Annotated in this window: 21 protein-coding genes; 11 read left to right on the top strand and 10 right to left on the bottom strand. The window is 74.5% G+C overall.

Annotated elements, in window-relative coordinates:
* Position 1 precedes the first annotated feature (1 nt).
* From PHK61_RS12245 to PHK61_RS12225, 5 genes are read left to right on the top strand one after another with little or no spacing between them, the layout of a single operon-like run.
* Positions 2-889, top strand: a complete 888-nt coding sequence (locus tag PHK61_RS12245) for a fumarylacetoacetate hydrolase family protein (protein WP_274281253.1) — start codon at positions 2-4, stop codon at positions 887-889.
* Positions 886-1,902: an alpha/beta fold hydrolase gene (locus tag PHK61_RS12240; protein WP_274281252.1), complete on the top strand. Its 1,017-nt coding sequence runs from the start codon at positions 886-888 to the stop codon at positions 1,900-1,902. Before PHK61_RS12245 ends, PHK61_RS12240 begins: the two co-directional genes overlap by 4 nt.
* Positions 1,899-2,504, top strand: coding sequence for a VOC family protein (locus PHK61_RS12235; protein WP_274281251.1), 606 nt, complete (start codon positions 1,899-1,901; stop codon positions 2,502-2,504). The genes PHK61_RS12240 and PHK61_RS12235 overlap by 4 nt, the downstream gene beginning before the upstream one ends.
* Before the next feature lie 4 nt (positions 2,505-2,508).
* Positions 2,509-4,044 (top strand): FAD-dependent monooxygenase, encoded by a 1,536-nt coding sequence (locus tag PHK61_RS12230; protein WP_274281250.1) that lies wholly within the window; start codon positions 2,509-2,511, stop codon positions 4,042-4,044.
* A 40-nt stretch (positions 4,045-4,084) separates the two neighbouring features.
* Complete coding sequence (locus PHK61_RS12225) at positions 4,085-4,795, top strand: dienelactone hydrolase family protein (RefSeq protein WP_274281249.1); 711 nt, start codon at positions 4,085-4,087, stop codon at positions 4,793-4,795.
* Positions 4,796-4,827: 32 nt separating this feature from the next.
* Here the strand turns inward: PHK61_RS12225 and PHK61_RS12220 are convergent, their stop codons facing one another.
* On the bottom strand, positions 4,828-5,379 hold the full coding sequence (locus PHK61_RS12220; RefSeq protein WP_274281248.1) for a Clp protease N-terminal domain-containing protein: 552 nt from the start codon (positions 5,377-5,379) through the stop codon (positions 4,828-4,830).
* Between the two features lie 57 nt (positions 5,380-5,436).
* Positions 5,437-6,543 carry a hypothetical protein gene (locus PHK61_RS12215; RefSeq protein ID WP_274281247.1) on the bottom strand — a complete coding sequence of 369 codons (1,107 nt, stop codon included), beginning with the start codon at positions 6,541-6,543 and terminating at the stop codon, positions 5,437-5,439.
* A gap of 173 nt (positions 6,544-6,716) precedes the next feature.
* Here PHK61_RS12215 and PHK61_RS12210 point away from each other — a divergent pair, with 173 nt between their 5' ends.
* Complete coding sequence (locus tag PHK61_RS12210) at positions 6,717-7,550, top strand: SAM-dependent methyltransferase (protein ID WP_274281246.1); 834 nt, start codon at positions 6,717-6,719, stop codon at positions 7,548-7,550.
* A 24-nt stretch (positions 7,551-7,574) separates the two neighbouring features.
* On the opposite strand, the gene PHK61_RS12205 is transcribed toward PHK61_RS12210, so the two are convergent.
* The 5 genes from PHK61_RS12205 to PHK61_RS12185 all read right to left on the bottom strand — a co-directional run bounded on the left by PHK61_RS12205 (position 7,575) and on the right by PHK61_RS12185 (position 11,654).
* Positions 7,575-8,318 (bottom strand): GAF and ANTAR domain-containing protein, encoded by a 744-nt coding sequence (locus tag PHK61_RS12205; protein WP_274281245.1) that lies wholly within the window; start codon positions 8,316-8,318, stop codon positions 7,575-7,577.
* Positions 8,319-8,425: 107 nt separating this feature from the next.
* Entirely contained in the window at positions 8,426-9,196 is a 771-nt protein-coding gene (locus PHK61_RS12200; RefSeq protein WP_274281244.1) for an ANTAR domain-containing protein, read from the bottom strand.
* Positions 9,197-9,399: 203 nt separating this feature from the next.
* Positions 9,400-9,723 (bottom strand): putative quinol monooxygenase, encoded by a 324-nt coding sequence (locus tag PHK61_RS12195; protein WP_274281243.1) that lies wholly within the window; start codon positions 9,721-9,723, stop codon positions 9,400-9,402.
* A gap of 90 nt (positions 9,724-9,813) precedes the next feature.
* A complete protein-coding gene (locus PHK61_RS12190; RefSeq protein ID WP_274281242.1) occupies positions 9,814-10,590 on the bottom strand; it encodes a class I SAM-dependent methyltransferase in 777 nt (258 codons plus the stop codon).
* Positions 10,587-11,654, bottom strand: a complete 1,068-nt coding sequence (locus PHK61_RS12185) for a methylenetetrahydrofolate reductase C-terminal domain-containing protein (RefSeq protein ID WP_274281241.1) — start codon at positions 11,652-11,654, stop codon at positions 10,587-10,589. The genes PHK61_RS12190 and PHK61_RS12185 overlap by 4 nt, the downstream gene beginning before the upstream one ends.
* Before the next feature lie 138 nt (positions 11,655-11,792).
* Here PHK61_RS12185 and PHK61_RS12180 point away from each other — a divergent pair, with 138 nt between their 5' ends.
* From PHK61_RS12180 to PHK61_RS12170, 3 genes are read left to right on the top strand one after another with little or no spacing between them, the layout of a single operon-like run.
* Positions 11,793-12,605, top strand: coding sequence for a sulfite exporter TauE/SafE family protein (locus PHK61_RS12180; RefSeq protein ID WP_274281240.1), 813 nt, complete (start codon positions 11,793-11,795; stop codon positions 12,603-12,605).
* A 10-nt stretch (positions 12,606-12,615) separates the two neighbouring features.
* On the top strand, positions 12,616-13,380 hold the full coding sequence (locus PHK61_RS12175) for an SGNH/GDSL hydrolase family protein (protein WP_274281239.1): 765 nt from the start codon (positions 12,616-12,618) through the stop codon (positions 13,378-13,380).
* Positions 13,377-14,243, top strand: coding sequence for a formylglycine-generating enzyme family protein (locus PHK61_RS12170; RefSeq protein ID WP_274281238.1), 867 nt, complete (start codon positions 13,377-13,379; stop codon positions 14,241-14,243). Before PHK61_RS12175 ends, PHK61_RS12170 begins: the two co-directional genes overlap by 4 nt.
* A 1-nt stretch (position 14,244) precedes the next feature.
* Here the strand turns inward: PHK61_RS12170 and PHK61_RS12165 are convergent, their stop codons facing one another.
* Positions 14,245-16,599, bottom strand: coding sequence for an arylsulfatase (locus PHK61_RS12165; protein ID WP_274281314.1), 2,355 nt, complete (start codon positions 16,597-16,599; stop codon positions 14,245-14,247).
* A 78-nt stretch (positions 16,600-16,677) separates the two neighbouring features.
* Here PHK61_RS12165 and PHK61_RS12160 point away from each other — a divergent pair, with 78 nt between their 5' ends.
* Both PHK61_RS12160 and PHK61_RS12155 read left to right on the top strand, forming a co-directional pair.
* Positions 16,678-17,601 (top strand): LysR family transcriptional regulator, encoded by a 924-nt coding sequence (locus PHK61_RS12160; RefSeq protein ID WP_274281237.1) that lies wholly within the window; start codon positions 16,678-16,680, stop codon positions 17,599-17,601.
* 291 nt (positions 17,602-17,892) lie between these two features.
* Complete coding sequence (locus PHK61_RS12155) at positions 17,893-19,176, top strand: alpha-amylase family glycosyl hydrolase (RefSeq protein WP_274281236.1); 1,284 nt, start codon at positions 17,893-17,895, stop codon at positions 19,174-19,176.
* Here PHK61_RS12155 and PHK61_RS12150 read toward each other — a convergent pair.
* Positions 19,166-20,134, bottom strand: coding sequence for a zinc-binding dehydrogenase (locus PHK61_RS12150; protein ID WP_274281235.1), 969 nt, complete (start codon positions 20,132-20,134; stop codon positions 19,166-19,168). The two genes, PHK61_RS12155 and PHK61_RS12150, sit on opposite strands and share 11 nt — an antisense overlap.
* A 52-nt stretch (positions 20,135-20,186) precedes the next feature.
* On the bottom strand, positions 20,187-21,458 hold the full coding sequence (locus PHK61_RS12145; RefSeq protein WP_274281234.1) for an MFS transporter: 1,272 nt from the start codon (positions 21,456-21,458) through the stop codon (positions 20,187-20,189).
* Positions 21,459-21,460 lie beyond the last annotated feature (2 nt).

Below are 21,460 nucleotides of genomic sequence, written 5' to 3'. Positions count from 1 at the left end.
CGTGCGCATCGTCAACCACGACGGGCGACTCACCCTGCTGGACCCGGCCCCGGACGATCACGGAGGCCCCGACGACCTGCGGGGCGTCGACGTCGGGCGCGCCAGCGGCGGCCGCTTCGCCGCCGACCCCCAGGCGGTCTACGACCGGTGGGCGGAGTTCCGCGACTGGGCCGCGACGGCGTCGCTCGCCGACGCGGCGCCGCTGGACCCGGACCGGCTCGGCGCGCTCACCCCGCGCCCGCCCCAGGTCTTCGCGATCGGCCTGAACTACCGCGACCACGCCGCCGAGTCGGGCATGGGGGTGCCGACCGAGCCCGTGGTCTTCACCAAGTACGCGTCGAGCTTCACCGGCCCGCGCGGCGCGATCCGGCTCTCGCCGGGGAACGTCGACTGGGAGGTCGAGCTGGTCGCCGTGATCGGCGAGGGCGGGCACGACATCCCGGCGGCCCGGGGCTGGGAGCACGTCGCCGGCCTGACGATCGGCCAGGACCTCTCCGACCGCACGACGCAGTTCGCGGCACCGCCCGCCCAGTTCGGGCTGGGCAAGTCCTACCCCGGCTTCAGCCCGGTCGGGCCGGCGCTCGTCACCGTCGACGAGCTGCGCGCCGCCGGCCACGACCCCGACGACCTCGAGCTCGGGTGCCTGGTCAACGGCGAGAGCGTCCAGAAGGGCCGCAGCGGGGCCATGGTGTTCGGCGTCGGGGAGATCGTCGCGCGCCTGTCGGCGATCGTGACGCTGCTGCCCGGCGACGTCGTGTTCACCGGCACGCCCGCCGGCATCGGCGCGGGCATGAGCCCGCCCCGCTTCCTCGGCGACGGCGACGAGCTCGTCAGCTGGTGCTCGGGGCTGGGACAGATGCAGCACCGTTTCGTGGGAGGTGCCTCGTGACCTACCTCGAGGCCACCGACCGCGAGGGCACCTTCGTGTCCCACGGGTTCGACGAGCACCTCGTCGACCTCGGCGAGATCCGGATGAACCACGCGACCGCCGGCGACCCCGCGGCGCCGCCGCTGCTGCTGATCCCCGGGCAGTCGGAGTCGTGGTGGGGCTACGAGGCGGCCATGCCGCTGCTCGCCGAGCACTTCTGGGTCCACGCCGTCGACCTGCGCGGACAGGGGCGCTCCACGTGGACGCCGGGCCGGTACACGATCGACACGTTCGGCGGCGACCTCGAGCGGTTCATCGACCTGGTGATCGGTCGCCCGACGCTGGTCAGCGGCATGTCGTCGGGCGGGGTGCTCTCGGCGTGGCTGTCGGCCTTCGCCAAGCCGGGGGTGATCCGGGGCGCCGTGTGGGAGGACCCGCCGGTGTTCGCCAGCCAGACGACGCCGGCCATCGGCCCGGGCATCCGGCAGGCCATCGGACCGGTGTTCACCGCGTGGAACACCTGGCTCGGCGACCAGTGGAAGGTCGGCGACCTCGAGGGGCTGATGCGCGCCCTGCCGACAGCGCTGCCGCCCGAGATCCTGCGCGCGATGGTGTCGATGATCCCGCCGCCCGCTCCGGACGCGTACCCGCCGCCGGGCCAGAACCTGCGCGAGTACGACCCGGAGTGGGGTCGCGCGTTCGTCTCCGGCGCCGCGACGGCGTCCTGCGACCACGAGACGATGCTGCGCCGGGTCCGTGTCCCGGTGCTGTTCACCCACCACTTCCGGACCGTCGACGAGCAGACCGGCCGCCTGATCGGCGCGTCCACCGACGCGCAGGCCCGCCGCGCCTGCGAGCTGGTCGCCGAGGCCGGGCAGCGGGTCGACTACCGCTCGTTCCCGGACATGCCGCACTCCATGCACGAGCACGCCCCGAAGCAGTACGTCGAGACCGTCCTGGACTGGGTCGCGACGCAGGTCACGGGTCCAGCTCCGCTGCGCTCCGTGTCCCCCGACCGAGAGGACCCCCGATGAACGAGCACAAGCAGTCCCCGATCATCCCGCCGAAGCTGCACCACGCGACGTTCCTGACCCTCAAGCTGGACGAGATGGTCCGCTGGTACGGGCTGGTGTGCGGGCTCTACCCGGTGCACTACGCCGAGACCGCGGCCTGGCTGACCAACGACGCGGCCAACCACCGCATCGCGCTCATCGCCCACCCCGCGGTGCACAAGCCGGTCAACAAGCCGACCAGCGCGGGCCTGCACCACACGGCGTTCGAGTACGACTCGTTCGGCCAGTGGCTGGACAACTACGAGCGGCTGCGCGACCACGGGATCACGCCGTTCATGTGCCTCGACCACGGCATCACGATGTCGATGTACTACGCCGACCCCGAGGGCAACGGCGTGGAGATCCAGTTCGACGCGTTCGGCGACTGGGCGGTGTCCAAGGAGTGGATCTGGGCGTCGCGGGAGTTCGCCGAGAACCCCATCGGCGAGTGGTTCGACCCCGACCAGCTCGTCGAGGCCCGCGCCCAGGGCGTCTCCCCGGAGGAGATCCACGAGGGTGCCCGGGCCGGGAAGTACAAGCCGGAGAACCCGCCTGCCGATCTCCTGCTGCCCGAGGTCTACTGAGCCCGTGCTCCCGGATCGCTGCGAGGTCCTCGTCGCCGGTGGCGGGCCGGTCGGGCTCGCCACCGCCGTCGAGCTCGGCCGGCGCGGCGTCGACTGCGTCGTCGTCGAGCCGCGGACGGCGGTCTCGCACAGCCGCCCGCGCTGCAAGACCGTCAACGTCCGCACGATGGAGCACCTGCGCCGGTGGGGGATCGCCGACCGGCTGCGGGAGCGGGCACCGCTGCCGGTGGCGTGGTCGCAGGACGTGGTGTTCTGCACCTCGCTGTCCGGCCACGAGCTCTCCCGCTTCCACGGGGTGCTCGGCCTCGCACCGGAGGCGGGGCGCTGCGCCGAGCCCGGGCAGCAGGCGCCGCAGTACGTGCTCGAGGAGCTCCTGCGCGAGGTCGTCGGCGAGCTCGCGCCGGCCACCCTCGCCACCGGCCACCGGGTCGTCGCGCTCGACCAGGACGAGCACGAGGTGCGGGTCGAGGTCGCCGACGAGGCGGGGGCCACCCGGACGGTCGTCGCCGACTTCGTCGTCGGGTGCGACGGGCCGCGCAGCGTGGTGCGCGCGCGGATCGGCGCCGACTACGCCGGGGAGCACGCGCTGCGCCCGAACTTCGGGATGGTCGTGCGCGCCCCCGACCTGTGGCGCCACGTGCGCCACGGCCCCGCGGTGCAGTACTGGACGGTGAACCCGGTCGCCCCGACGCTGATGGGCCCGCTCGACCGCGACGGCACGTGGTGGGTCATCGCCTTCGGCGTCGAGCGCGAGGCCGGGCACGCGCGGGCCCGCGAGGTCGTCGACGCGGTGGCGGGGGTCCCGGTCGAGGCCGAGGTGCTCTCCACCGACCCGTGGACCGCTCGCATGCAGCTCGTCGACACCGCGCGGCGCGGGCGGGTGTTCCTGGCCGGCGACGCGGCGCACCTCAACCCGCCCTTCGGCGGGCACGGGCTCAACACCGGCGTCGGCGACGCGGTCGACTTCGGTTGGAAGCTCGCCGCGGTCCTGCGCGGCTGGGGCGGCCCCGGGCTGCTCGCGAGCTACGAGGCCGAACGCCGCCCCGTGCAGGAACGGGTGATCCGCGCGGCCGAGGAGAACATGAAGACGCTGTCCACCGACCTGCTCGACGACGACCTCGACCGCGACGACGCCGCCGGCGAGCGCGCCCGCGCCGCGGCGCACGAGCGCATCCAGGACACCAAGGCGGCCGAGTTCCACGCGCTCGACCTCGTCCTGGACGTCGTCCACGACCGCTCGCCGGTGGTCGCCGGCGGCGCGGGCGAGCGCCTGCCCCACGCCGTCCTCGCGCCCGGGCACTCGCTCTACGACGACCTGGGCCCGGAGCTCACGCTGCTGGTGCACCGCGATCCGTATTCCGCGGCGGACGCGTTCGCCGCCGCCGCCCGGGACCGGGGCGTCGACCTCCGCGTGCTCGACCGCCCCGGCGCCGGGCCCGGCGACCTGGTGCTCGTGCGCCCCGACCAGCACGTCGCGTGGCGCGGCGAGGCCCGGCCGGGTGCGGCGGCGGAGATCATCGCGCGGGCCTGCGGCGGCTGACGCGCTGTCGTCGGGAGCACGGCTCGGACATCATGACCCCGTGACCCGCTACGAGTCCGTGTCGGCCCCCGACGGCGGCGAGTTCGACGCCTACCTCGCGCTGCCCGCCTCCGGCAGCGGTCCCGGCATCCTCGTCTTCCAGGAGATCTTCGGGATCAACGACAACATCCGGGGGATCGGCGACCGGCTGGCCGGCGAGGGCTACGTCGCGCTCGCCCCCGACATGTTCTGGCGGCTGGAGCGCCGCTTCGAGCGCAAGGACGAGTCGGACATCGAGGCGTGCATGGCGATGGTGCAGCGCCTCGACTTCGGGGCCGCGGTCGGCGACATCACCGCCTCGTTCGCGCACCTGCGGGCGATGCCGGAGTGCACCGGGAAGGTCGGGGCGATCGGGTTCTGCCTCGGCGGGACCCTGACGTTCCTCTGCGCCACGAGCGCGCGCGTGGACGGTGCCGGGATCGACGCGGCCGTGCCCTACTACGGCTCGGGCATCCACGACATGCTCGACCGCGCCGGCGACCTGCGGTGCCCGACGCTCTTCCACTACGGCGACCACGACCCGTTCATCTCCACCGAGCAGATCGCGGCGGTCGAGGCCGCGGTCGCGGGCCGGCCGGACGTCACGGTCGCGCACCACGACGCCGGGCACGCCTTCTCCAACTGGGACGCGCCGTCGATGTACGACGCCGCGGCCGCGGAGGCGGCGTGGGCGCAGACCCTCGCGTTCCTGGGCCGGCACCTGCGCGGGTGAGACCCCACCGCCGCCGACCCCGCCGCACGGGATCAGCGGGGCCGCGGGTCGTCGGGGTCGGCCAGCCGCGCGACGAGCCAGTCGCGGCGGGGCTCGACCTCGAGGCGGGCGAGCACCGACCGGGCCGCGTCCGCCCCCTCACCCGCCACCAGCAGCGCGAGCAGGCGTCGTCGCAGGACGCTGCGCGCCCGGGGGTCGGTGCTGAGGTCGGGGCGCACCCAGTCGGCGAACAGCGCCTCGCCGGCCGCGCCGTCCCGCACCGCCGCGAGGGCCCGGCCCGCGCCGTCGCTCAGGTACATCTGCGCGGTCGTGGGGAGCAGGCCCGGCCGCGCGCCGATGCCCGCGCGCACGGGCGGCCCGAGGTGGCGCTGCACGGTGCGGAAGTCGATCCCGGCGTCGTGCGCCAGCCGCCGGGCGACCGGGTCGAGCAGGCTCGCCAGCAGCAGGTGCTCGGTGCCGATGCGCGACGAGCCGAGACGCTCGGCCTCCTGCAGCGCGCCCAGGCCGCGGGCCCACGCCACGAGGTCGGGATCCGCCGGCGCGCCGCCCTCGACGGGCGCCTCGTCACCCACTCCCGAGAGCACGCGGCCAGCCTGCCAGCCCCCGGCCGCCGGGGGTACGTCCCGGACGGCACGTCGTGATCACGGGGGCCGCGACGCGGCTCCGGGCCCGGTCGCCGTCTCCGACCCTGTCTCGGTGCGTGTCTCGGTCTCGGTCGCTGTCTCGGAGAGGGACACGGACGTCCCGGCCGCGGTCTCCGTCGCGGACGCGGTCTCCGACACCGACACGGACACCGCGGGGGAGGGACGGGGCCGGGAGACGATGATCTGCGCGATCCCGACGGCGAGCACGGCGATGGTCAGCAGCCGCTCGACGGGCGGCAGCGGGCGGTACCAGCCGTAGACCTGGGTGGCGAGGGCGACCAGCTGGGCGCCCAGCGGCAGCACGATCGCGGGGAACCCGGTGATCTCCCGCGACGGGCGTGCCCCCGCGGGGGGCTTCATGGCGCCGACCGCGAACGCGAGCGCGCCCGCGCTCCAGAGGAAGTCGTAGGGACCGTCGTGGGACACGACGTCGGCGGCCGTCAGGGCGTAGGCGGAGTCGGCGACGGTCAGGCACAGGAGCCCGAGACCGACCCAGGGCCAGCTGCCCACCAGCCGCCAGGAGATCAGCGGCAGGGTGCCGAGCAGCCCGCCGAACAGCAGCACGTCGCCGAGCGGGTACGCGACGGTGATGAACTGGCCGAGGGGGTCGATCGGCGCCGCCGCGGCCACCGGGACGATCACCAGCAGGACGCCCGGCGTCGCGACGATGAGCACCAGGACGAAGCCGTCGAGCCAGCGGTGCCACGGGACGTCGATCACCCGGGCCCGCACCATGAACACCAGCCCGGCCATGAACATCGGATAGGTCGCGAGGTAGAGCGGGTCGGTGGGGTTCGGGGTGGGGACGTCGCCGCCGCCGGAGTAGAGAACGCTCCAGGTGATCTCGGCGGCGCCGAACACGAGCAGCGCGGCGGTGAAGCAGTACCAGGCCCGCCGCGCCGGGCCGCCGGCCGGACGCAGGCGGGCGCCCCGGAGGCACACCCCGGCGGCGGCGAGGATCAGCGCCGAGTGCAGCCAGTCGTCGACGATCGGCAGGTCGGAGGAGTGGGGACCGCTCGTCCGGATCTGGTGGGTCGCCTCCACCGCCAGGCCGAGGAACAGGACGACGGCGAGGACGTGGCGCGGCGACCGGACAGCCCTCACGGCCCGCCCCCCTGACCCTCGGCGCATCGGTACCGGTCTGCTTCTACCGGTCCGGGGCCCCCGAGGCCATGGGTGGCTGCCGCCGTGCTCGGGCGAGGCCGCGGAGTCGATCACCGCGCCCGCTATCGTGGGACCAGCCGGGTGAACCACGACGTGTGATGAGGGATCGAAGGATGGCCGTCTCGAGGACCGGTGACGGTCGCGCCCCCGCGAACGTGGACACGAGCGTGGCGAGCATCGCCCGGGTCTACGACTACGCGCTGGGCGGCAAGGACCACTACGAGGCCGACCGGCAGACCATCGAGCAGGTGCGCCGGGTCGCGCCCGAGGTCCCGCTCCTGGCCGTCGACAACCGCGCGTTCCTCGTCCGCGCGCTGCGCTTCCTCGCGACGCAGACCGACGTCACCCAGTTCCTCGACCTCGGGTCCGGCCTCCCGACCGCGGAGAACACCCATCAGGTGGTGCAGCGGCTCCGGCCGGAGTCCCGCGTCGTCTACGTCGACAACGACCCCTCGGTGGTCGCGCACGGTCGGGCGCTGCTCGAGGACAACGAGTTCACGATGTTCAGCCCGGCGGACATCTTCGACCCGCGCAGCGTCCTCGAGGACCCGTCGATCCGCAGCTTCCTCGACTTCGAGCAGCCGGTCGCGCTGATCCAGAACGGCACACTGCACCACCACGACGACCCGTCCCGCTCGCCGCAGAGCATCATGCAGGCCTACGTCGACGCCCTCGCCCCGGGCTCGTTCGTCGTGCTCGCGCACTTCTTCGACCCCGAGGACGGCGACAGCCCCCTCGCCCGCCGCATGGAGGACGTGTTCGTGCACAGCCCCATGGGCAGCGGGGTGTTCCGGACGCGCGCCGAGGTCCAGGCGATGTTCCCCGGACTCGAGATGGTCGAGCCGGGCCTCGTGATCTGCGCGAGCTGGTGGCCGGACGGGCCGCTGCTCAAGCCGCTGGCCCCCGTGCAGCGCTGCATCGTCGGTGGCGTCGGGCGCAAGCCCTGAGGTCTCGCGCGAGAGCTGCGGGAGCTACTGACGGCGCGGGCGGGGGCCCGAGTCCGCGCGCCGCGCGCGCGCCTCGCCGATCAGCCAGGTGGCGACCTCGACGAGCTTGACGTTCGTCTCCTGCGACGACTCGACCAGCATCTGGAACGCCTCGTCGTCGTCGACGGTGAAGCGTTCCATGAGGATGCCCTTGGCCTGCCCGATGACGTCGCGGCTCGCGAGCGCGCGGCCGAGGTCGGCGGCGTGGTCGGCCCCGTGGAGCAGCGTCGCCGCCTGCACCCCGAACAGGCCGGCGGTCAGCTCGGCCGACGCGTCGAAGACGTCCGGCTCGTGGCTGTAGAGGTTCAGCGCCGAGCGCCGGCGCCCGTGCAGGGACAGCTGCACCGACAGCATCGCCCGGAAGCCCGCCTGCACGCACCGCGGGGAGAACGCGGGCCAGCGCCGCCCGTCCGGCCCGGCCAGGTCCTGCGCGGTGACGATGCCCGCGGCGGGCGGCTCGTCGGCGGCGGTGATGCACGGGCCCTCGCCGAGCTCCGACTGGAGCTGGTCGAGCTCGTAGACCACCGGGGTCGTCGCGTGGCTCGAGCGCACCGTGCCCTGCTCGGTCCGGGAGATGCCGCCGCCGTCGATCCCGGGGATCGTGTCCACCGCGGCCTGCACCAGCTTGCTGACCGTCGTCTCCAGGTCGCGGATGCTCCGGTTCTCGGTGAGCTGCTCGGCGGCGGAGCGCAGCGACTTGACCAGTCGCTCGTGGTCGGGGTCGTGCATGACCGCGTCCTCGGGGTCGGCAGGTCGACCGGGCCGTCGCCGACCCCGGTCGCGGGCGGGCCGTGGTGTCGGCCTCTCGCCGACGGTACAACCTCTGCGCGGCGTGTCTACCCGAGCGGTCGTGTCGACGTTCGCGGGGTGTCCGTCGGCAACCACCGTCGCTCGGTCTCGTCGACGAGCCAGCGGGCGACGTCGTTCAGCTTCATGTTCGTGTCCTGCGAGGACCGGACGAGCATCGCGAAGGCCTCGGCGCCGTCGACGGCGAAGCGCTCCATGAGGATGCCCTTCGCCTGGCCGATGACGTCCCGGCTCTCGAGCGCGACGCCGAGGTCGTGGACGTGGTCGGCGCCGTAGAGCAGCGCGGCGGCCTGGCCGGCGAAGAGACCCGCGGTGACGACGGCGGAGGCGTCGAACGCATCGGCCGCGGCGGCGTACAGGTTGAGCGCGGCGCGGGTCCCGTCCTTCGGGCCCGAGAGCGACACCGAGAGCACGGACCGGAAGCCGGCCTGGACCGCCCGGGGCGCGAAGTGCGGCCACCGCTGCGCGTCGTCCCCGCCGAGGTCGCGGGCGAGCATGACGCCGTTCTCCGGCGGCCGGTCGGCGGCCTCGAGGCACGGACCCTCGCCGAGTCGGCTCTGCAGCAGGTCGAGCTCGTCGATGGCGGCGGTGGTGGCGTGGCTCGTCCGGACGTCGCGGTCCGACGTCCGCGAGATGCCGCCGCCGACGGCCGCCGGCACGAGGTCCACGGCGCACACGACCAGCTGCGCGAGCAGGGTCGGCCGGTCACGGATGCTGCGGCGGGTGATCAGGTCGCGCGAGGCCGCGCGCAGCGCCACGAGCAGGTCGTTCTCCCGGACGTGCAGGCCGTGCGAGGTCATGGGCAGCGCCCTTCGCGGGATCCGACGCCGACGGCCGAGCACGAGGGCCGACCAGGAGGGCGTCTGTTTGACCCGTTCTGAGCGTACAAGGTGCTCGCGATCCGTCTCAACGCGGAGGTCGCGTCCCCTCGGCGTGCCGCGCGGCCGTCACCGGCTCCGGCGTCGCGCGGCCGTACGCGCCACCGGGGTGGCGGGTACGTGGGTCAGCGCGGCTGGATCTCGCCCATCGGGCCGAAGCCGTCGTGCGGCGTGTCGATGTAGAGGATCTGCGGCTGGGCCGAGACGAGGTCGGGGGCGCGGTCGAAGAAGTTCTTGACGTACGGCTGCGCCACGTGGGTCGCACCGGCGTCGGCGTCCCGGAAGCCCTCGATGCAGACGAACTCGTTCTCGTCGGTCAGGCTGCGCGAGAACTTGAAGAACAGGCAGCCCTCCTCGGCGTTGACGTCCTTCGCGTAGGAGTCGGCGAGCGCCAGCCAGTCGTCCATCTTCTCGGGACGGATGGGCATCACGATGTTGATCAGGATCATCCGGGGCTCCTTCGACGGCGTCGGCGCCCGTCATCGTCGTGAGGACGGGCGCCGCCGGTCAAGATCGGTTCGCCACGTGCAGAAACCCCGTCACCGCGCGGTGGCGTGCAGCAGCACCGTCACCACGTCGCCGCGCTCCATCACCCGGCCCAGGACCTCCTCCTGGGCGTGGGCCTGCTGCCACTGCGGGTGGTCGCCGTGGTCGCGGCGCACCACCGCGTCGACGGCGTCCGCCCGGGCGACCCAGTCCTCCGGCGCGCCGGGCAGTTCGGCCCCGTCGACCTGGTCGTCGATGGTGAAGCCGGTCGCCTCGAGGTCGGCGCGCAGCGAGGCGCGGGTCGGGAAGTCGTTGCCCTCCGGGCTCTCGGTGAGCTCGCGGTCGGCCACGAGCACCAGGAGACCGAGACGCCCGCCCGGTCGCAGGACGCGGTGCAGCTCGGTGAGCACGTCGCGCTTGTCCGGCGTCGTGCACAGCACCCCGAGCAGCCAGGCGGCGGCCACGGACCGGTCGGGCAGGGGGAGGTCCTGCGACCAGGCGGCCACGCTGGGCAGGTCGAACAGGCGCCGGGCCGCCGCCGCGGCGTGGGTCATCGGCTCGGCGAGCAGCGCGGTGCCGCGCCAGCGGTCGTGGAGGTAGCCGGTCAGCCAGGCGGCGGGCCCGCCGAGGCCCGCGCCCGCGTCGAGGAACGGGTCGTCGCCCTCGAGGCCGAGGCCCTCCGCGAGCCAGGCCAGCTCGGGCGGCGACCCGCTGCCGCGGCACGCGGCGGGGATGGCGTGCGCCTGCCCGAGCTCGCCGATCGCCTGCTCGGTCCACGCGGCGACCGTGTCGAACTCGGCCTCCATCGGCGTCGTGCCGGTCTCGCTCACCGTGTCACCTTCCGGATGCGCCGGGCGATCTCGGCCTGCACCTCGGCGGCCTCGACGTGACCGGCCGAGGAGGCCCGCCCGGACAGGTTGACCCCGACGACGCCGGGCACCGCGAGCAGCGCCTCGGCCTCCTCGACGGCGGCGTCGATGCCGGCCGCGACCGGGTCGGGGGAGTCGAGGACGGCGGCGACCCGCACGGGGTCCATCGCCAGCCCCGGGAACGCGAGCAGCGACTCGGCGGCGGGCTCGTCGGTGAACACCGCCACCGCGCCGAGGACGGGCAGGTCGGCGCCGTGGGCGCGGGCGTCGCGCAGGAAGTCGTCGAGCTCGCCGGGCGCGGCGACGTGGTTGGACACCGCCAGCGAGGCACCGGCGCGCTGCTTCTCGACGAGCACCCGCCTCCTGGCCTCCCGCGGCGGCGCCGACGGGGTGATCGCCACCGTCGCGGCGAGCCCGGAGGTCGCGGCGAGGTGGACGAGGCGGGTCGCGTCGAGGTCGAAGACCTGCGTGACGCCGGGCCGCACGTCGGGGCCGCGGATGTCGCCGGTGACGCAGAGGACCCCCTCCACGCCGAGCGCGGCGAGGCCGGCGAGCTCCTGCTCGAGCACCACGCGGTTGCGGTCGCGGCACGTCAGGGTCATCCACGGGTGCGCGCCGACCGACAGCAGCTCCGCCGCGACGAACGTCGGGGGGAAGGTCGGCTGGTGGTGGATGTCGCCGGAGAGGACGGCGTCCGACACCGGGGCGACGATCTGCGCGGCCGTCCGCAGGGCCGCGAGGTCGAAGGACGGCACGCTGAGGTCGGTGAGCACCACCGGGGCCTCGCGGGAGCGGAGGAGCAGGCCCGCGGGCGTGGTCGCCGCGCGGACCCCGACCGCCGGGCCGGGCCACGGGGGCACCCGGGCCGGGTCGAGATCGTCGGCCCAGGGGCAGGGGATCGTCGCGTCGAGCTCGCACGCGCCGTCGTGGCGCACCCCGCCGCAGGGCCCGAAGACCATGCGCTTGGGGCAGCCGGCGAGGGCGACGGGGGCGGCGGCCGCGGTGGTGGAGCCGTCGTCGTTCACCGGGCCGCGATGCCCGCTCCGGGGCGCCCGTCAAACAGGCGCTGATCTCGGACATGGTGGTCGAGCGGGAGCCGGAGATGCCGGGGTTCGTCGACGCCGAGCGGCTGCACGGCACCGGGTAGGGCAGATTCCTTCCCCGTGGCGTCACGGGAACGGGGCTCGACGACGGGGATCGCGACCATCGGTGCGGCCGGCGGCGTCGTCGGCGGCCTGATCGGCGGGGGCGCCGGGGTGCTCTACGTCCCGGCGCTGGACCGCTTCACCGGGATGACCCGGGCGCGGGTGCACGGCACGTCCACGATCGCGCAGATCGGCCTGTGCGTGGCCGGGGTCGCCGCCTACGCCGTCGGGGGCGGGGCGATCGACCTGCGCGCCGGGATCCCGATGATGATCGGCGGGACGCTCGGCGGGTTCCTCGGGCCGTGGGTGCTCGCCCGCACGCGGGAGACCGTGCTGCGGGTGCTGCTCATCGCGATCCTGGTGCTCACCGCGCTCAAGTTCGGGATCGACGCCGCCGGCGCGCCGCTGTTGACCCAGGCGCTGGTGTCGCCGGGCCTGCTCGCCGACCCGTGGTTCTTCCTGCCGACCGCCGTCCTCGTCGGGGTGGTGATCGGGGCGTGGTCGGGGGCCATGGGTCTCGGGGGCGGGCTGCTCGCCGTCCCGGCGATGGTCCTGCTGTTCGGGGTGGAGCTGCACGTCGCGGCCGGGACGTCGCTGCTGATGTTCATCCCCAACTCGATCGTCGGCTCGTGGGTGCACGTCCGCCAGGGCACCGCGTCCGCGCGGTGGGGCTGGCTGCTCGGGCTGGCCTCGGTGCCGGGCGTGATCGCCGGCGCCCTGCTCGGGCTCGCCCTCGACACCGAGGTGCTCGGCCTCGTGTTCGGCACGTTCGCGCTGCTCATGGCGGTGCGGGAGATCGTCGCGCTGGCCCGCCGCCGCCGGGGCACGTAGAAACGGTCCCGTGCACTACGCGGCGATCGGCGACAGCTTCACCGAGGGCGTGGGCGACGAGCTCCCCGACGGGTCCCCCCGCGGCTGGGCCGACCTCGTGGCGGCCGGCCTGGCGCGGACGCGGGGCGAGCCGATCGGGTACGCCAACCTGGCCGTACGCGGCCGCCTGCTCGCGCCGATCGTCACCGAGCAGCTCGACGCGGCGCTGTCGCTCGACCCGCTCCCGACGCTGCTGACCCTCAACGGGGGCGGCAACGACATGCTGCGCCGCCGCATCGAGGTCGCCGACCTGGTCGCGCTCACCGAGCGGGCCGTGCGGCGCTGCCGCGACGCCGGGGTGCGGGTCGTGCTCATCTCCGGGGCCGACCCGTCCGCACGCCTCCCGCTCGGCGGTGTCGTGCGGCGCCGCGGCGAGGTGCTCACCGCGGGCATCGCCGAGCTCGCCGACCGGTACGGCACCGACGTCGTCGACGTGTTCCACGACGCCGAGATCCGGCGCCCCGGGTACTGGTCGCCCGACCGGCTGCACCTCGGCCCCGCGGGCCATCGCCGCGCCGCCGGGCTGATCCTCGCGGCGATGGGGGAGGGCCCGGTGCCCGAGGTCGCGGACGGCGGCGACCCGGCGCGCACCCCGCGCGGCGAGCTGCGCTACTACCGGGAGCACGTGGTCCCGTGGGTGGGCCGGCGCCTGCGGGGCCACTCGTCGGGCGACGGCCGGGACGGCAAGCACGGCGCGTGGGTGCCCGTGCCCGTGCCCGAGCGGACGGGGGTGTGACGCCCGCGCGCGGCCAGGTGGTGATCCCCGGCGGGACCTTCGCGATGGGCGACCACCTCGGCGACGGCGACCCGGCCGACGGCGAGCGCCCCGTGCACCGGGTGAGCGTGTCGACGTTCGCCGTGGACGCCACCGCGGTGACCAACGCGTCGTTCGCGCGCTACGTCAAGGACACCGGGTTCGTCACCGACGCCGAGCGCTGGGGGTCGTCGGGGGTGTTCCACCTGGCGTTCACCGGCGACCGCGCCGACGTCCTGACCAGCGTCGAGGGCGCTCCCTGGTGGCTGTCCGTGCGGGGGGCGTGCTGGCGGCGGCCCGAGGGCCCCGGGTCGTCGATCGGCGACCGGGCCAACCACCCCGTCGTGCACGTCTCCTGGAACGACGCCGTCGCGTACTGCGCCTGGGCCGGCAAGCGCCTGCCGACCGAGGCGGAGTGGGAGTACGCCGCCCGCGGCGGGCTCGAGGGCGCGCGGTTCCCGTGGGGCGACGAGCTCGGGCGCACGTGGCGCCTCAACATCTGGCAGGGCCGCTTCCCGACCCACAACACCCGCGAGGACGGCCACCTCACCACGGCGCCGGTGAAGACCTACCGGCCCAACGGGTACGGGCTCTGGCAGACCGTCGGCAACGTCTGGGAGTGGTGCGCCGACCGCTTCGCCGCCGACTGGTACGCCCGGTCCCCGGAGCAGGACCCGGCCGGTCCGGACGACGGCGACGCGCGCGTCATGCGCGGCGGCTCCTACCTGTGCCACGACTCCTACTGCAACCGCTACCGGGTCGCGGCGCGCACCTCGAACACCCCGGAGTCGAGCTCGGGGAACCTGGGCTTCCGGTGCGCCGGGCCGGCCGGGGACCCGGTCTGACTCAGTGTGAGGCCATGACCCGGCGCCGCAGCCCCTCGGCGTCCTGCGCGGGGGACGTGGCCGTGAGGTCGACCCGCACGGTGTGCACGCGGCCGGTGAAGGCGTTGTCGCCCGCGCCGTAGTCGTCGGACACCGGGGTGCCGAGGTCGACCCCGACGTCGAAGGTCTCGTCGAAGGAGAAGTAGTACGGGATCGTCTCGTCGACCCGCACCGCCCCGACCTCGAGCCCGTCGACGCGCAGGGTCGCCACGCCGCCCCGGCCGACGGCGCCGGCCTCGTCGTCCTCGTAGGCGAAGTCCATCCGCACCTCGTGGCGTCCCGCGCCCATGGCGTGCTCGGCGCGGACCGTGTGCCGGCGCTTGCCGAAGAAGTTGTAGACGTAGCAGGCGCGCCCGCCCAGCACGTAGAGCGCCCAGCCGCCGAACCGCCCGCCCTGGGCCACGAGCACGCCCTCGCCGCCCGAGCCGGGCGCCTCGATGTCCGCGACCACCGCGTGCGAGCGGTTCTTGACGTTCGGGGTGGTCTCCTCGATGAGGCGGCGCGTCGAGCCCCGGTAGGTCACCGACCGGCGGTCGCCGACGAGGTCGAGCCGGCCCGCGAGCTGCGGGTTCTCCCGCTCGGTGACCCGGTCGTCGAGCGGGAACACCTGGTACTTCGCGGCTTCGGTGAGGAACAGGTCGCGCAGCCGGGCGAGCACCTCGGGGTGATCGGCGGCGACGTCGTGGGCCTGGCTCGGGTCGGCGGTGGTGTCGTAGAGCTCCCAGACGTCCTCGCGGAACGCGCCGTGCCGCGTCGGCACCATCTCCCACGGGATGCCGTGACGGGTCACCGCCGTCCAGCCCTCGTGGTAGATGCCGCGGTTGCCGCACATCTCGAAGTACTGCGTGCGCCGGCGGTCCGGGGCCTGCGGGTCGAGGAACGAGTAGCGCATGCTCGTGCCCTCGACGGGCTGCTGGGCGACGCCGTCGACGCTGGTCGGCTGGGGGATGCCCGCGCAGTCGAGGATCGTGGGCAGGACGTCGACGACGTGGTGGAACTGGTGGCGCAGCCCGCCGCCGTCCTCGATGGCGCGCGGCCAGTGCACGACGAGCCCGTCGCGGGTGCCGCCGAAGTGGGAGGCGACCTGCTTGGTCCACTGGTACGGCGTGTTCATGGCGAGCGCCCAGCCCACCGGGGCGATGGGGTAGCTCGCCGGCCCGCCGATCTCGTCGAGGTGGCCGATCATGTCGGCGGGGTCGTCGACGAGGCCGTGCCCGAGGCGGTGCTCGACGTGCGTGCCCTCGATGCCGCCCTCGCCCGACGCGCCGTTGTCGCCGAGCAGGTAGAGGAACAGCGTGTTGTCCAGCTCGCCGAGCTCCTCCAGCTCGGCCACGAAGCGCCCGAGCTGGGCGTCGGCGTGCTCGGTGAACCCCGCGAACGTCTCCATGAAGCGCGCCCCGAGACGGCGCCGGTCGTCGTCGAGGTCGTCCCAGTGCGGCACGCCGTCCGGCCACGGCGAGAGCTCGGTGTGCCCGGGCACCACCCCCAGGGCCTTCTGCTGCGCGAGCGTCTTCTCGCGCAGGCGGTCCCAGCCGTCGTCGAACTCGCCGCGGTAGCGCTCGCGCCACTCCGGGGTGACGTGCAGCGGGGCGTGCGAGGCGCCGAAGGCGAGGTAGGTGAAGAACGGGCGGTCGGGGGTCATCGTGCGCTGGGTGTGCACCCAGTCGACGGCGCGGTCCACCAGGTCCTCGGAGAGGTGGTAGCCCTCCTCGGGCAGCCGGGTCGGCTCGACGGGCGTCGTGCCCTCGTAGAGCAGCGGGTACCAGTGGTTCATCTCGCAGGCCATGAAGCCGTAGAAGTGGTCGAACCCCTCGCCGGTCGGCCACCGGTCGAACGGGCCGACGGGGCTGATCTCGGCCGGCGGGGTCTGGTGCCACTTGCCGAACGCGGCGGTGCTGTAGCCGTTGCCCTGCAGTGTCCGGGCCAGTGTCGCCGCGCTGCGCGGGCGGAAGCCGGTGTAGCCGGGCGCCGAGGTCGCCATCTCGGTGGTGGCGCCCATGCCGACGGAGTGGTGGTTGCGGCCGGTCATCAGCGACTGGCGGGTCGGCGAGCACAGCGCGGTGACGTGGAACCGGGTGTAGCGCAGGCCGTCGGCGGCCAGGCGTTCGGCGGTGGGCATCCGGCAGGGGCCCCCGAAGGCGCTGGAGCTGCCGAAGCCGAGGTCGTCGAGCACCACGAGGACGACGTTCGGGGCACCGTCGGGGGCGGCCGTCGGGCGCACCGGCTCGAACGCGCCCTGCTGCTCGTCGACGCCCAGCGCCGTCACCACGTCCTGCCGCACGGTGGGCTCGGGCAGGACACGACGATCGTTCGGCATGCTCACGGGACCAGCTTCGGTGCGCCGATCATTCGTGTCCACTGGACGTTCGCGCACGGAGGTGTTCAGCTCGGCCGCATGGAGCTGTCGCTGCGCCGCCTGCGGACCCTGCGCGAGGTCGCCCGCCGGGGCGGGGTCAACGCCGCCGCCGCGTCGCTGCACTACTCGCCGTCGGCGGTGTCGCAGCAGCTCGAGGCCCTGAGCGCCGAGGTCGGGGCCGGGGTCGTCGAGCGCCGGGGGCGGGGCGTGCGGCTGACCCCGGTCGGGCGCGTGCTCATCGAGCACGCCGACATCCTGCTCGCCGCGGAGCAGCGGGCCTGTGCGGCGGTCGAGGAGGCACGTCACACCCTCACGGCGCGCCTCGAGCTCGGCGTGTTCGCCGCGGCGGCCGCCTCGCTGCTGCCGGCCGTCATCACCGACCTCGACACCCACCACCCGGGCATCACCCTCGACAGCGTCGAGATCGACACCGACGACGCGGTCACCGACCTGCGCCACGGCCAGCTCGACCTCGCGCTCCTGCTCGACTACCCCGACGCCCCCGAGCCCTGGGCCGGCGACCTCGCGGTCGTCCCGCTCGGCCTCGACCGCATCCACCTCGCCGCCCCCGCCGACAGCGCCCACGAGCCCGGGGTCGACCTCGGCGAGCTCGCCCACGAGAACTGGATCATCTCGGGGCCGCGGACCTACTACGGCCGCGCGGTGCGCACCGCCTGCCGCCGCGCGGGGTTCGATCCCGTGGTGCGCCACCACGTCGACGGCCTCGCGACCGCCCTGTCCATGGTCGCCGCGGGCCTGGGCGTCACGCTGGCCAGCGACCTCGGGCGCGTGTTCGCCCCGCCCGACGGCGTGCGGATCGTCCCGTTCGAGCAGCCGCTGCGCCGCACGGTCGTCGTCGCCCACCTCCCGCACGCCGACGACCGCCCGACCGTCCGCGCGGTGATCGACGCCCTGACCCGCGCCGCCACCGCGCAAGGCCTCGGCCCGGTCGACGCGGCCTGAGGCCCGCGACGAGATGCCGGTGTACGAGCGATGCGGCATCGCTGGCATGTGACGCCAGGATCGCCACATGCTCGCTCGCGCGACACGCCGGGTCGGGGTCGGGCGCGCGTGTCCCCGGAGATCAGGAGCGGCTCAGTCACCTCGGTGGGCCCGATGCGGTGCACCAGGTCGCCCGTGATCTCCGGCATGCCGACCGATCACGGCTGGGGCGCGACGTACGTGCCACCAGCGCGCCACGCCGGCGCAGGTCGGGGTCGATCATGTCGCGACGAACCTGCATGCTGCTCCCCCATGAGTGCGACGTGGATCGACCACGCGATCTGGTGGCAGGTCTACCCCCTGGGCTTCGTCGGCGCCGAGCGCGAGGCGCTCCCGCCCGACAGCGCCCCGGTCCACCGCCTCGGGCAGCTCGAGCACTGGCTCGACTACCTGCTCGAGCTCGGCTGCTCCGGGCTCGCGCTCGGTCCGGTGTTCGCCGCGGGCAGCCACGGCTACGACACCACCGACTTCCTGCGCATCGACCCGCGCCTGGGCGACGAGCAGGACTTCGACGCCCTGGTGGGCGCCTGCCGCGACCGGGGCATCCGCGTGCTGCTCGACGGCGTGTTCAACCACGTCGGCCGCGATTTCCCGATGTTCCGCCTCGCCGAGCAGGGCGATCCCGAGGCGCGCCGCTGGTTCCGCTGGGGCGACGACGGGCCCGCGTCCTTCGAGGGCCACGACCTGCTCGTCGCCCTGGACCATGCCGAGCCCGCGGTGCAGGACCACGTCGGCGCGGTGATGCGGCACTGGTTGGACCGCGGCGCCGACGGGTGGCGGCTGGACGCGGCCTACCAGGTGCCGCACGCGTTCTGGCGCGCCGTCCTGCCCGGTGTGCGGGCCGAGCACCCCGACGCGTGGTTCGTCGGCGAGGTGATCCACGGCGACTACGCCGCGTTCGTCATCGAGGCCGGCCTCGACTCGGTGACCCAGTACGAGCTCTGGAAGGCCGTCTGGAGCGCGCTCAACGACCGCAACTTCTACGAGCTCGCCCACGCGGTGGAGCGTCACTCGGCGATGCTCGACACGTTCGCCCCGCTCACCTTCCTCGGCAACCACGACGTCACGCGCATCGCGAGCCGCCTCGAGCGCGACGACCACCTCGGGCACGCGCTCGCGGTGCTCCTGGGCGTCGGTGGCGTCCCGTCGATCTACGCCGGCGACGAGCAGGCGTTCACCGGTGTGAAGGAGGAGCACGAGTTCGGCGACGACGCCGTCCGGCCCCCGTTCCCCGACGACCCCACCGGGCTCGCCACGTTCGGCGCCCCGGTGCGCGAGCTGCACCAGCGCCTCATCGGGGTCCGGCGCCGCCACCCCTGGCTCACCCACGCCCGCACGGGCGTCGAGCACCTGTCCAACACGACGCTCGCCCTGCGCAGCACCGGTCCCGACGCCTCGGTGCTCGTCCTGCTCTCCACCGACGACGCACCGCAGCGGCTCCCGGACCTGCCGCACGGCAAGACGCTCGCCGAGTCCGAGGCCACCGACGACCCGCTGCTCCTGCCGCCGCACGGATGGCGGCTCCTCACGGGATGAGCGCGATCTTCCCGGTGACGGCGCGCTCGGCGAACAGCCCGAGCACCGTGCCGGCCTCGTCGAGCGGGCGGCGGGCGGGCTCCGGCGGGTGCAGCTCGCCCCCGTCGACCCGCGCCAGCAGGGTCCCGACGAGCGCGGTCGCCGCGGCCGGCGCGGTGCGCGCCCAGTCGCCCCAGTCGACGCCGACCACGGTGTGGTTGCCGATCAGCACCCGGTTGGCGGGCAGGCGGGGGATCGTGCCGGCGGTGAACCCGAGCACCGCGTAGCGCCCGTAGGGCCGCAGGGCGCGCAGGGCCGACTCGGCGGCCTCGCCGCCCACCGGGTCGATCACGACGTCGGCGCCGCCGTCGGTGTGCGCGCGGATCGTGTCCCTGAGCGCGTCGTAGCCGATCGCGTCCTCGGCGCCGGCGGCCAGAGCGGCGCCGCGCTTCTCGTCGCTCGACGCCACCGCCAGCACCCGCGCACCGAGGCCCCGGGTGACGTCGACCGCCGCCAGCCCGATCCCGCCGCCCGCGCCCAGCACCACGACGCGCTCACCCGCGGTGATCGGCAGGCGGTGGGTGGTGGCGAACAGCAGGGTGCTGTAGTTCTCGAGCGCGGTCGCCGCGACCGCGGCGTCGACGTCCTCGGACAGCGGCGCGATCTCCTCGGCGGGCACCACCACGTGCGAGGCGTACGCGCCGAAGCCCATCATCAGCGCCGCCACTCGGCACCCCCGCGCCCGGCCGTCGACGCCCTCCCCGACGGCGACCACGCGCCCGGCCACCGCGGTCCCGGGCGTGAAGGGCAGCTCGGGGCGCAGCTGGTAGCCGCCGCGCACGATGAGCGCGTCGACGAAGCTCGCGCCGGCGGCCTCGACGGCGACGACGACCTGACCCGGCCCGGGAGCGGGATCCGGCTCGTCGACGACCTCGAGGTTGTCGGTCGGGCCGAACTCCCGGCACAGCACGCGGCGCACGATGGCACCGTGCCAGGAAGATCGGCCCGATGACACCCCGGACACGGCCGGTCTACGTGGTCGTCTGAGGAGTCCTCCGGGACGTCTCCTCGGGGGTCTCCTCGCGCGGCGCGGCCACCGGCTCCGGCGGGGCGTCCGCGAGCTCCTTCATCAGCCCCCGCCGGACCTTCGGCTGCTGCGACAGCGCCACCGCGACGATCGTGAGCAGCACCCACATCACCACGCTGCTGAGGACGACGAAGATCGCGGGCAGGATGATGACGCCGGAGCGCTCCGCCCACTGCTGCGCGGCGAACACGCGGACGATCAGCATGAGGTTCACGGCGTAGCCGAGGACGTAGGACACCGCGAAGACCACCGCGAACTGCTTGAGCGTGCCGTCGCGGCGGCGGTGCCAGATCGGCTCGTCGCGGATCGGCACGATCACCGAGGCGATGTTGCCGACGCCGAGCCACAGCAGGATGAACGAGATCATCAGCGCGCAGGCCCGCAGGAACGCCTCCCAGCTCCCGGCGCGCCAGGACAGCAGCGCGCTGATGAGGAACCCGATCGGCGCGACCAGGCAGACCAGGGCCAGGTTCTTGGTCACCAGGAGGTGCCAGAGGCGGGCGCCGCTCTCCAGGGCCGCGCGCACGCGCATGCCGTCGAAGCTCATCGCGTTGAGGCAGACCGCGCCGCCCATGACGACCGAGACGGCCCACAGCCCGAGGTAGGGCAGGTACTGCGCCTTGGTGTCCCACTGGAACAGGCGGATCACGCCGAGGTAGAGCAGCCCGAGCGCCAGGCTGACCGCGAGGCTCGTGAGCAGCGTGCGCGGCTTGCGCGTGATCATGTAGCCGATCTCGCCGCGCAGGCCGTGGGCGAGCGCGGGGCCGTGCCGCCCGACCGCGGTGCGCCCCGAGAGCACGGCCTGGCCGTCGACCGACGCCGCCGCGGGCCCGTCCTCGCCGGCGTCGAGGCGCGCGAGTCGGGCGTCGAGCACGGCCAGGTGGGCCTCGACGAGCGCGAGCCGGGCCACGGTGACGGCGGCCGCCGCGTCCGCCTCGGCGCGGGCGGCGTCGGCGTGGGTCACCGGGCCCTCCGCCGGGGCGGGGACGTCGACGGTCTCCTCGATCAGCGCCGAGCGCACCCGCAACCGCCGCTCGTCGCTCCCGGACCCGAGGGGCTCCCGGCGCTCCGCCGCCCGCTGGTCGTCGAGGACGCCCCGGACGTGACGTCGCAGGGCCTCGACGTCCGCCCGCTCCTTCCACTTCGACGCGAGCGCTTCGCGCTCGGCCGCACCGGCGCGCTCGACGAGTTCGGTGAGGTCATCGACGGCGGACACGC

This window comes from Actinomycetospora lutea (genome assembly GCF_028737205.1).
GTDB lineage: Bacteria > Actinomycetota > Actinomycetes > Mycobacteriales > Pseudonocardiaceae > Actinomycetospora > Actinomycetospora lutea.
The sequence above is the reverse complement of the archived record's forward strand: the minus strand, read 5'-3'. Positions and strand labels throughout refer to the sequence as shown.

Bases quoted from the DNA above. Each gene is read 5' to 3' on its own strand.
- PHK61_RS12195 (WP_274281243.1), bottom strand. From the start codon at position 9,723: ATGATCCTGATCAACATCGTGATGCCCATCCGTCCCGAGAAGATGGAC.
- PHK61_RS12200 (WP_274281244.1), bottom strand. From the start codon at position 9,196: ATGACCTCGCACGGCCTGCACGTCCGGGAGAACGACCTGCTCGTGGCG.
- PHK61_RS12160 (WP_274281237.1), top strand. From the start codon at position 16,678: ATGGAGCTGTCGCTGCGCCGCCTGCGGACCCTGCGCGAGGTCGCCCGC.
- PHK61_RS12205 (WP_274281245.1), bottom strand. From the start codon at position 8,318: ATGCACGACCCCGACCACGAGCGACTGGTCAAGTCGCTGCGCTCCGCC.
- PHK61_RS12155 (WP_274281236.1), top strand. From the start codon at position 17,893: ATGAGTGCGACGTGGATCGACCACGCGATCTGGTGGCAGGTCTACCCC.
- PHK61_RS12235 (WP_274281251.1), top strand. From the start codon at position 1,899: ATGAACGAGCACAAGCAGTCCCCGATCATCCCGCCGAAGCTGCACCAC.
- PHK61_RS12210 (WP_274281246.1), top strand. From the start codon at position 6,717: ATGGCCGTCTCGAGGACCGGTGACGGTCGCGCCCCCGCGAACGTGGAC.
- PHK61_RS12165 (WP_274281314.1), bottom strand. From the start codon at position 16,599: ATGCCGAACGATCGTCGTGTCCTGCCCGAGCCCACCGTGCGGCAGGAC.